General features: G+C 65.6%; 8 protein-coding genes and 1 pseudogene. 1 reads left to right on the top strand and 8 read right to left on the bottom strand.

Going from position 1 to position 9,894, the window contains the following annotated elements; all coding sequences use genetic code 11:
• Nucleotides 1-2,141: 2,141 nt before the first annotated feature.
• The 8 genes from QSK34_RS13915 to rpmH form a co-directional block, all read right to left on the bottom strand.
• Nucleotides 2,142-3,116 (bottom strand): ParB/RepB/Spo0J family partition protein, encoded by a 975-nt coding sequence (locus QSK34_RS13915; RefSeq protein ID WP_161480681.1) that lies wholly within the window; start codon nt 3,114-3,116, stop codon nt 2,142-2,144.
• Between the two features lie 112 nt (nt 3,117-3,228).
• The gene (locus QSK34_RS13910) at nt 3,229-4,110 is read right to left on the bottom strand and encodes a ParA family protein (RefSeq protein WP_285584074.1); all 882 of its coding nucleotides are present in this window, start codon (nt 4,108-4,110) and stop codon (nt 3,229-3,231) included.
• Between the two features lie 213 nt (nt 4,111-4,323).
• A complete protein-coding gene (gene rsmG, locus QSK34_RS13905; RefSeq protein ID WP_030452604.1) occupies nt 4,324-5,001 on the bottom strand; it encodes a 16S rRNA (guanine(527)-N(7))-methyltransferase RsmG in 678 nt (225 codons plus the stop codon).
• 179 nt (nt 5,002-5,180) lie between these two features.
• Nucleotides 5,181-5,675, bottom strand: a complete 495-nt coding sequence (locus tag QSK34_RS13900; protein ID WP_161480679.1) for a Jag family protein — start codon at nt 5,673-5,675, stop codon at nt 5,181-5,183.
• A 14-nt stretch (nt 5,676-5,689) separates the two neighbouring features.
• Nucleotides 5,690-6,637 carry a membrane protein insertase YidC gene (gene yidC, locus QSK34_RS13895; protein WP_285584069.1) on the bottom strand — a complete coding sequence of 316 codons (948 nt, stop codon included), beginning with the start codon at nt 6,635-6,637 and terminating at the stop codon, nt 5,690-5,692.
• Nucleotides 6,638-6,641: 4 nt separating this feature from the next.
• Nucleotides 6,642-6,920 (bottom strand): membrane protein insertion efficiency factor YidD, encoded by a 279-nt coding sequence (gene yidD, locus QSK34_RS13890; RefSeq protein ID WP_161480677.1) that lies wholly within the window; start codon nt 6,918-6,920, stop codon nt 6,642-6,644.
• Nucleotides 6,917-7,273 carry a ribonuclease P protein component gene (gene rnpA / locus QSK34_RS13885; protein ID WP_161480676.1) on the bottom strand — a complete coding sequence of 119 codons (357 nt, stop codon included), beginning with the start codon at nt 7,271-7,273 and terminating at the stop codon, nt 6,917-6,919. Before rnpA ends, yidD begins: the two co-directional genes overlap by 4 nt.
• A gap of 68 nt (nt 7,274-7,341) precedes the next feature.
• Complete coding sequence (gene rpmH, locus QSK34_RS13880; protein ID WP_155339926.1) at nt 7,342-7,479, bottom strand: 50S ribosomal protein L34; 138 nt, start codon at nt 7,477-7,479, stop codon at nt 7,342-7,344.
• Between the two features lie 987 nt (nt 7,480-8,466).
• Here rpmH and dnaA point away from each other — a divergent pair.
• Nucleotides 8,467-9,627: pseudogene (gene dnaA / locus QSK34_RS13875) on the top strand (chromosomal replication initiator protein DnaA); the annotation flags it as partial.
• Nucleotides 9,628-9,894: the final 267 nt, after the last annotated feature.

Raw genomic sequence — 9,894 nt, 5'->3', positions numbered from 1 at the left:
CGCCTCTCCGCGAGGCGGAGATTACTTAAAGACGAGTCGGCAACACGGCTGCCTAGGGGCGTCGCGGAGCCGGTGCTCTTCTGCCCACCGCCAACTGAATCTCACGATGTTTCACGTGAAACCGGGAGCCTGGGGCGGGCGCAGCAACGCATATCCGCTTGTGGGCTCGGGTGTTGTAGAGGACGGTGGCGGCGACGGGGTGTGGTTCGGCGCCGGGCACGTTCTCCCCAGAACTACTCGTGACGGCGCGGTCCCCCCGGCCGGGTGCCGACGACCACTGATCAGACCCTTCGGCGGCGGGAGGCTCCGGCTAGGCGGAGTTTCCCGGAGAAACAGAAGGCGCGGAGGAATGTGGAGCAGGCCGCTGTGGGTCTGCCAGAAAGCAACTGCAGCAGCGCTAGAGGCCACTAGCTACTGAGGCAGCGGGATCATTCAGCTCTGTGGCAGATCGACTGCCTTCTCCATAGGCCAGAGGGAGTGCACATGAAGGCGTTATTGAGGAGGCGAAGCGTAAGGCGGAACGTAAGACCCACACGGCACTTCATTAGCTTCCGACGCCCTCTCTGAGCGATGATTGAAGGCCCCTATCGTTGGTCGGCGGTGTAGACCTTGCCAGCAGTGTGGGGGAGTTGACCCGCAGCAGATCCTGGCGTTCCCGGTGCGTACCCGCTGCTCGCACGTCGTGGTCCCGGGTTCATTTCCCGCCGCGAGCGGACTCCAGGCTCCCCTGATCGGCCAGAGCAATCAACGACGCGCAGTTGCGGGACTCGAATGCAGCGGCGTGACATGAGCCCCCGCAACCGCCCTCTTTGAACCAGTCGTCGAACTGACGTCGGCCTTCGGCGAATAGAGGTGCTCCGGCCCGCCGTGGCATAGCGCGCGGCCCATCGTCGCCACCATGTCCTGCCCACTACTGACTCTCACGTGAAGTGCGGTGCACCAATCAAGAAGCACCCCCGCATGTAGAGCATGCTCGCTCGACTTATAGGTCGAGCGTCCGCCGTGGTCACTGTCGATCCTTTCCCACGCGATCGGTGCTGCGGCCAGAACGCACCACCGGTTCATCTCCGAGAGACGAACCTTTGCGCCAACCAGAGCAAGGCATCCTTGTGCTGGCCGACCATCACCTGCTTCTCGTTTGCGCAGGTGTCTTACAGGGGCGCAGGCTCCTGGATGGAGCCCAGATAGTTGAACACATCAGCAGTGATCCGCTGGGCTTCTGCGTATCTGCAGGATCCACACTTGGCCCTCCAACATCCGGCGGCTTGTTAGCGAAAGGAGGGTCAGGCGAGGGTGGCGATCCGATCGCCGGCTTGGCGCACGCCCCAGCCGCCGGTGGCAGCCTTCGCGGTAGCAGACGGATGCTCGTTTAGCTCTCTTGCTCCCCGCCCTCAATCGCATAGGCATCCGTCATGGCTTCAGTAGCGCCCGCAGAGGGCGACCCTCCTCTGGTCCGTGGCCCAGGAACAGATCAGTCGCAGCGGGACAGAGAACACTCCTATCCGCCGGCACGGTCTCATCCCGCGGATCAAGCCGAACGATCAGCCTGTGCGTGTGCGAGCGTCAGCGCCGGATGCCATTGCGCCCGACCGAACCCAGGCGAGCAAGTACGACGGAGGAGCCGCGTCTCATGTGGCTACGTCGTCTCGGTCCATCTCAGTTTGTAGTGCCACATCGAAGAAGGTCCAGGGCGCGGACAGCTGCGAGGGCAGGTCCGGAAAGCGCGACCCTTCCCGCTCTGTTCCGGTGGGCAAGCCTTCGCGGTTGGCCATCCAGCCATGTGTGCCAGGTTGAGCGAGGGCGCGGATCACGCTCTGCTGACCGTGCAGGATCCCGATGTCGACGAGCCCAAGAAAGGCCGATCCAGAGGGGAGAAGGCCACGTCCACTGGCACTCCTCTCCTCACCTACGCTACTGGCAACGCGCATGCCCCACACGAAGCCTTAAACCGCCGTGGCATATATAGAGCGGCCAGAGCCGCCCCGACGGCCCGAAGCACCAAGGCTGTTTCACGTGAAACTGAAACCCGCCTCTCGAGCTGGAGGCGAGCAACCGCCTGGCGACCCCCGTCTCCAAGACATCGCCGCAAACGCAAAAGCTCCCCCGGACCCACGTCCGAGGGAGCCTGTTTCACGTGAAACCTAGTCGTTCTCCTGCTCTCGCATCTGGTTGGCCGCGTCCGGTGCCATCGTTCCGATGATGCGCTCAAGGTCGTCGATCGTGGAGAACTCCACCACGATCCGCCCTTTCCGACGCCCTAAATCGACCTTCACCTTGGTCTCGAAGTGATCCGACAGCCGATCCGCCAGCGTCCGCAGCGCCGGGGCCACCGGCTGCTTCGTTCTCGGCTTCCGTGGGGCGGGCCCGGCGGTCGCCTCCCCCATTGAGACGATCTCCTCGACCGTCCGGACCGTCATGCCCTCCTGGACGATCCGGGTCGCCAGGCGCTCCTGCGCCTCCGGGTTGTCCAGGGACAACAAGGCCCTCGCGTGGCCGGGGGTGATCGAGCCGGCCGCCAGGCGGCGCTGGACGTTCGGCGGCAGATTGAGCAGGCGCAGGGTGTTGGTGATGTGGGAGCGGGAGCGGCCGATCTTCTTGGCCAGTTGTTCGTGGGTGGCGCCGAAGTCGTCGAGGAGCTGGCGGTAGGCGGCGCCTTCTTCCAGGGAGTTGAGCTGCTCTCGCTGGAGGTTCTCGATCAGGGCCTCACGCAGCATCTCGTCGTCGCCGGTGCTGCGGACGATCGCGGGGATGCGTTCCAGGGCGGCCAGGCGGCTGGCGCGGAGGCGGCGTTCGCCCATGATCAGTTCGAACTGGTCTTTGCCGTCTTCGTCGACGCCGGCGGCGCGGACGACGATCGGCTGGAGAAGGCCGACTTCCAGGATCGAGTCGGCTAGCTCGCGGATGCGGTCGTCGTCGAAGACGGTTCGGGGCTGGCGGCGGTTCGGGATGATCTGGGTGAGGGCGATCTCGTGGAAGTAGGCCCCGGCCACCGGGATCAGGTCCCGGTCACCTGGTGGGCTGGGGGCCGGCACGCCGACGACCGACGGGTCGACGATGGGGCCGGTGGGGATGAGGGCTCCCAGACCCTTGCCGAGCCCCCGACGCTGCTGACTCACCCTTGCTCCTCACCCGCACCGAAACGCCGCATGGCTGATCTCCGTCAGCCGGTCGTACCGAAACGCCGCGTCGTCTCTCAAACGCCGCGCACGATTGTAAGAGGCTACAGGTTCACGCTTCCGTGACAGCGGCACCGCGGTAGGCGATCTCTCGTGCCGCGTCCATGTAGGCCATCGCACCGCTCGAACCCGGGTCGTAGGTCATGACCGACTGGCCATAACTGGGCGCCTCGGACACCCGGACGCTCCGGGGGATGACCGCGTCGACCACGGTGGCGCCGAAGTGGGAGCGGACCTCTTCGGCCACCTGGGAAGCCAGGCGGGTGCGGCCGTCGTACATCGTCAGCAGGATGGTCGAGACGTTGAGGGTCTGGTTCAGGTGGACGCGGACCAGTTCGACGTTCTGCAGGAGCTGGGTCAGGCCTTCCAGGGCGTAGTACTCGCACTGGATGGGGATCAAGACTTCCTGTGCCGCGGCCAGGGCGTTGACCGTCAGTAGGCCGAGCGAGGGCGGGCAGTCGATCAGAATGTAGTCCATCTGCGCCGATTCGTACGCCGCGAACGCGCGCCTCAACCGGGTCTCACGCCCCACCATCGGCACCAGTTCGATCTCCGCGCCGGCCAGGTCGAGAGTGGCGGGGGCGCAGAACAGGCCCGGCATGTCCGGGACCTGGGTCACGATCGACTCCATCGGGAGGTCTTCCACAAGGACCTGATAAATGGAAGGTGTCCCGGCTCGGTGTTCGGTGGCCAAAGCCGTCGAGGCGTTGCCCTGCGGGTCGAGGTCGACCACGAGGACCCGCAGCCCGTGCATCGAGAGGGCCGCGGCCAGGTTGACGGCGCTGGTCGTCTTGCCCACTCCGCCCTTCTGGTTGCAAATGCAGATCACTCGGGTCTTGGGCGGGCGTGGCCAGTCGCCGTCGCGGCGGGCGGAGTATCCGACGGGGCCGTCGGCGGCCGGCTTGCCGGGCGCGGCTGTTTCACGTGAAACCACAGAACTCAGTGCCTCTCGAACCAGCGGGGAATCACCGGGGCTTAGTGGGGGCTGGGACACCTTGGTCGTCCTTTCGACCGGCCGTGGCCGGTGGTTCGGAGCGGGAGTGCGGCCCCACCCCCATCAGGCCGCGCTCGTCGCGTCGCCGCGAGTCTTTCGGGTCGTCCCGGGTTGATTCAACAGGTCGTTCGATCGTTCCCGGCCCGACGTCGATCACCTCTTACGTCGGCGCTGTGCAGCTCGTGAACCGGCGCCGGCGATGACGCGGACCAGAGTTGCAGGCGGATCGACTTTACCGCGCCCGACCGTGACAAGCTCGGCCGTCTTTGCCCCGTGAGCGGACAATTGGGCGTCGGCGCCCGCCAATTCTTCGGCAGCTCGTTCACCCTTCATCGCCAGCAGTTCTCCGCCCTCGCGGAGCAGAGGGAGAGACCAGGTGAGCAGGCGATCGAGAGGGGCGACGGCCCTGGCGGTGGCGACGTCGAAGGTGCGTTTGCCCTTCAGTTCCTCGGCGCGGCCGCGGAGCACCTCGACGTTCTGCAACTTGAGGGTCTCCACGCACTCTTCGAGGAAAACGGTGCGTCTGAGCAACGGTTCGAGGAGGGTCACCGTCACGTCGGGGCGGACGATCGCCAGAACGATGCCCGGCAGGCCCGCGCCCGAGCCGATGTCGACGAGTTTCACGTCGGGCGGCACCGCTTCGGCGATCACGGCGCAGTTCAACAGGTGGCGATCCCAGATCCGGGGGACTTCCCGAGGGCCGAGCAGCCCACGCACCACCCCCGGCCCGGCCAGCAGGGAGGCATAGGTTTCCGCCTGGGCCAAGGCCTCGCCCGCGAACACCGCGTTGGCGGCTTCGGGAGGCTGCTGGTTGCTCATTTCTTCGGTCATCCCTCGTAGGGTATCGGGCGGTGGACGACGACCATGAAGCCTGTGGATAAACCTGTGGATACTCCGGTGTGTGTCCTGTGGACAACAGTGCGCGGCTGGCCAAAAGCCCAGGCGTAAGCCGTACAGACAAAGAAAACCGCCGACCCGGGACGGGGCGGCGGTTTCCACAGGCTGGAGTGTCAGGCGGGCAGGACCACGACGAAACGCCGGGGCTCCTCCCCCTCTGACTCGCTGCGCAGGCCGGCGGCGGCGACGGCGTCGTGGATGACCTTGCGCTCGAACGGCGTCATCGGCTTGAGGGCCTTCGGCTCGCCCGACGCCTTGACCTCGTCGACGGCGGCCATGCCGATCTTGGTGAGTTCCGCGCGGCGGCGCTCGCGGTATCCGGAGACGTCGAGCATGAGCCGCGAACGTTCGCCGGTCTGCCGGTGGACGGCCAGGCGGGTCAGTTCCTGGAGCGCCTCCAGGACCTCACCTCCTGGGCCGACCAGGTCGCCGCCCTTGAGGCCGATCACGGAGACGAGTGCGCGGTCGCCCTCGACGTCCATGTCGATGTCGCCGTCGAGGTCGGCTATGTCGAGCAGCCCCTCGACATAGTCGGCGGCGATCTCGCCCTCCTGCTCCAGGGCGGCGACGCTCGGAGCCGCCTTGGCGGTCTCCTCGGCTTCGGTCACGTGGGAACTCCCTCTCACGACTTCTTGCTGCCGGTCCGCTTGCTACGTGGTTGCCGCGTCGGCTGCTGACGGACGATCTTAGGCTCTGGCTCCGCCGGCTTCTCGGGCGCGGGCGGGGTCTTGCGGAAGCGCGCGAAGAATCCCGGCTTGACCTCGACGGGGATCAGGTTGCCCTTGGCGTCGAACTGCGGCATCGGGTTGCGGCTGTAGAACCAGTGCTGCTGGCCGAGGGTCCACACGTTGGTGGTGACCCAGTAGAGGATCAGGCCCAGCGGGAAGTTCAGGGAGAACACGGCGAACAGCGGCGAGATGTACATCAGGATCTTCTGCTGCTGCGCCATGGGGTTGTCCGGCATCTGCGCCATCGAGCGGGTCACGCTCTGCCGGACGGTCAGGAACGTCGTCAGCGATGAGATCGCGACGAAGATGACCAAGACGATCTTGGCGATGACCGGGTCGGCGCCGTACTTCTCGATGTCGGCGGCGCTGGTGAAGAACGTGGCCGGGAGCGGGGCGCCGAAGATGTGGGCGGCGCGGGCGCTGTCGACGAGTTCCTGCGTCATGCCGAAGCGGGGCTGGCCGTGGGCCATCGCGTTCAGCACGGTGAACATCGAGATGAAGATCGGGAACTGCGCGATGACCGGCAGACAGCCGCCCAGCGGGTTGGCGCCCGCTTCCTGGTAGACGCGCATGACCTCTTGGTTCATGCGCTGCTTGTCGTTCTTGTAACGCTTGCGCAGATCCTGAACCTTGGGCGCGAGCTCCTGCATCTTCTTCGAGGAGCGCATCTGCTTCAGGAAGAGCGGGAAGATCAGGATTCGCATCAGCACGGTCAGCGTGATGATGGTCAGCGCCCAGTTCAGCCCGTTGTCGGGGCTGAGGACGAGGCTGTAGAAGTTGTGGATATGGGTGATCACCCAGGCGATGGCCGTATACAGCCAGTTCAGCCAGGACAGCTCCACCGAGCTAGCTCCCTTGCTTGTCGTGGGGTCGAGGGGGCACGGGATCGAACCCGCCGGGGTGGAAGGGATGGCATCGGCCGATGCGACGGATGGTCAACCACACCCCGCGCAGCGCCCCGTGCACGGCGATCGCCTCGAGACCGTACGCGCTGCAAGAGGGATAGAAGCGGCATCGAGGCCCCAGGAGGGGACTGACGAACGCCCGGTAGAACCTGATCGGGACGATCAATACGCGGGCAGCCGTCGAGACCGGCGTGACCGGCTGGGGCTGCTCGGTTGTCATGACCGTCCATCCCGCGGCCGCCGGATCAGTCGCTGGAGCGCGACATCGAGATCGGCGGCCAGGTGCTCGCTGCGCGCGGACGCGGCCGGTGGGTTGGCGCGTACCACCAGCAGGCTACCTCTCGGAAGGAGGTGCAGACGTGCCCGCATCAGGTGTCTGAGTCTCCGTTTGACCCTGTTCCTGGTCACCGCGTCACCCACGGCCTTACTGACGACGAACCCCACGATCGGGGTCTCGTCGGCCTCCACAGTGGTGAAGTGGACGACCAGGGAGGGCCTTCCGGCGCGTCGCCCGCGCCGGATCGCCTCGGCGAACTCCTCGCCTTTGCGCATGCGGGAAGCGGGCGGGAGCACCGGTTACTTCCTTAACAAGTAGCCCGCCGTCAGAGGTGACGGCGGGCGGGGCTGCTACGAAGTGCCGGTCAGACGGTGAGGTCGTGACGGCCCTTGCGGCGGCGGGCGGCCAGGATGGCGCGGCCGGCGCGGGTGCGCATGCGGAGCCGGAAACCGTGGGTCTTCGCGCGACGGCGGTTGTTCGGCTGGAAAGTACGCTTGCTCACGATGGGCTCCAGGCTAGATGTGCCCTGTCGTTAGGGCGATTAGACCAAGTTTACGGCCCACCGGGCACAGGGCATGCGAAAGAGCCGTCCCGAGAAAGCCGACCGGGTCACGTTACGGGGTACACGCCGGAATGGTCAAACCGGCACCCCTAGTTTTCCACAGGCTGTGGAGTTATCCACACGGCCCTTGGTCATCCACATCCTGTGGGCAACGGGTGCCAGTAGGCTGTGGACAACGTCTTGAACGCAGGTCGCGCACACCGCTACTGTCAGGCGTCCAGGCCTTCCCTCCACACCCAGAGCACCTGTGGATCTCCTGTGGATCTTCTGTGGAAACTCGCAGCGGGGGCCGGCGCCACCGGGACCAGACCGGGCAGGGCGGGTGTGGATAACGACACGCGGCGAGCGATCAATGGGGACCGCGTCAGGGAGGAGTGTCGAACGGTGGACGGCGTCGACCTCAACCAGTTGTGGGCGAGAGCGCTCACCACACTCCTCGATCAGGGAGTTTCGGGTCAGCAGCGGGCGTTTCTGCAGATGACGCAGCCGTCGGGGCTGATCAACGACACGATCCTGCTGGCCGCCCCCAACGACTTCGCCAAAGAGGTCATCGAGGTGCGGCTGCGGCCGCTCATCATGCAGGCGCTCTCGCAGGAGTTCGGCCGGCCGGTCCGGATCGCCGTGATGGTCGACCCGACGGCGACCCAGGCGGAGCCGAAGCAGCAGAACTACGGCCGCCCGGGTGGTTTTCCCCAGAGTGGCGGTCCGGCTTTTCCCCAGACCGGGACACCCGGGTTCCCCCAGAGCAGCCCGTCGGGTGGTTTTCCCCAGGGCGGGACACCCGGCGGTTATCCCCAGAACACCGGTTCCGGAAGTTTTCCCCAGGCTGGGGATCATGGCTTTCAACAGCCTGTGCAATCTCCGCAGGGCTTCGGCCAGGGGTTTCGTCAGGAATCCACAGAGCAGCAGGCCGATTTTCCACAGGGTCGCCCACAGGGAGTCCCAGGTGCGCCGCCGCCTGCCGAGCAGCCGTACACGCAATATCCACAGGCTGAGGAGAAGAACGACAAGGCCCCTCCTCGTCCCTCCGGGGGCAAGCCGGGTGAGCCCGCGCGGCTGAACGCCAAGTACACCTTTGAGACGTTCGTCATCGGCGCGAGCAACCGGTTCGCCCACGCGGCGGCGGTCGCGGTGGCCGAGGCGCCGGCGAAGGCGTACAACCCACTCTTCATCTATGGGGACTCGGGGCTGGGGAAGACGCACCTTCTCCATGCGATCGGTCACTACGCGCAGAGCCTTTATGAAGGTGCGCGGGTGCGGTACGTGAGCTCCGAGGAGTTCACCAACGACTTCATCAACAGCATCCGCGACCACAAGGCCGACGGGTTCCGGGCGCGGTTCCGGGCTGTGGACATCCTCCTCGTGGACGACATCCAGTTCCTTGAGGGCAAGGAGCAGACGCAGGAGGAGTTCTTCCACACCTTCAACACCCTCCACAACAGCAGCAAGCAGATCGTGATCTCCAGCGACCGGGCGCCTAAGCAGCTCGTCACGCTGGAGGACCGGCTCCGCAACCGCTTCGAGTGGGGGTTGATCACCGACGTGCAGCCGCCCGAGCTCGAGACCCGCATCGCGATCCTGCGGAAGAAGGCGATCCAGGAGGGCCTGGCCGCGCCGCCCGACGTGCTGGAGTACATCGCCAGCCGGATCGCCACCAACATCCGTGAGCTCGAAGGCGCACTAATAAGGGTGACGGCCTTCGCCTCGCTCAACCGGCAGTCGGTCGACATCGGGCTGACCGAGATCGTGCTGAAGGACCTCATCACCGAGGACAGTTCCAGCACCGAGATCACGATCGCGCTCATCATGTCCACGACCGCGGAGTACTTCGGCGTCTCGCTCGACGACCTGTGCGGCGGATCGCGCTCGCGGGCCCTCGTGGTGGCCCGTCAGATCGCCATGTACCTGGCCCGGGAGCTCACCGACCTCTCGCTGCCGAAGATCGGCGCCCAGTTCGGCGGCCGTGACCACACCACTGTTATGCACAGCGAGCGGAAGATCCGCTCCCTGATGGCCGAGCGGCGCTCGATGTACAACCAGGTCAACGAGCTGACGACCCGGATCAAGCAGCGCGCGCGCACCTCTTGATTCACAGCCTGTGGATAACTCTGTGGATCACGGAACACAGGTGTAATTCCGCGCTCGCTGGAAACTCATAGATCAACAGGCCACACCGGGCTGTGGACAAGCCTGTGGAAAACCTGGGGATAAGCCCCCCTCCAGCGGTGGATAACCTGTGGACACGCTGTGGATGACCTGTGGGTAGTGGAAAAAACACACTCCGTGTCGGGCGTGTCTCATGTGGAGAACCTGTGGAAAAGCTGTGGGTAACCGGTGGATAACTGGGTGCAAACC

The organism is Herbidospora sp. NBRC 101105 (assembly GCF_030269205.1).
Lineage (GTDB): Bacteria > Actinomycetota > Actinomycetes > Streptosporangiales > Streptosporangiaceae > Herbidospora > Herbidospora solisilvae.
Note: the sequence above shows the minus strand (reverse complement) of the source record. Positions and strands in the feature narration are given on the sequence as shown.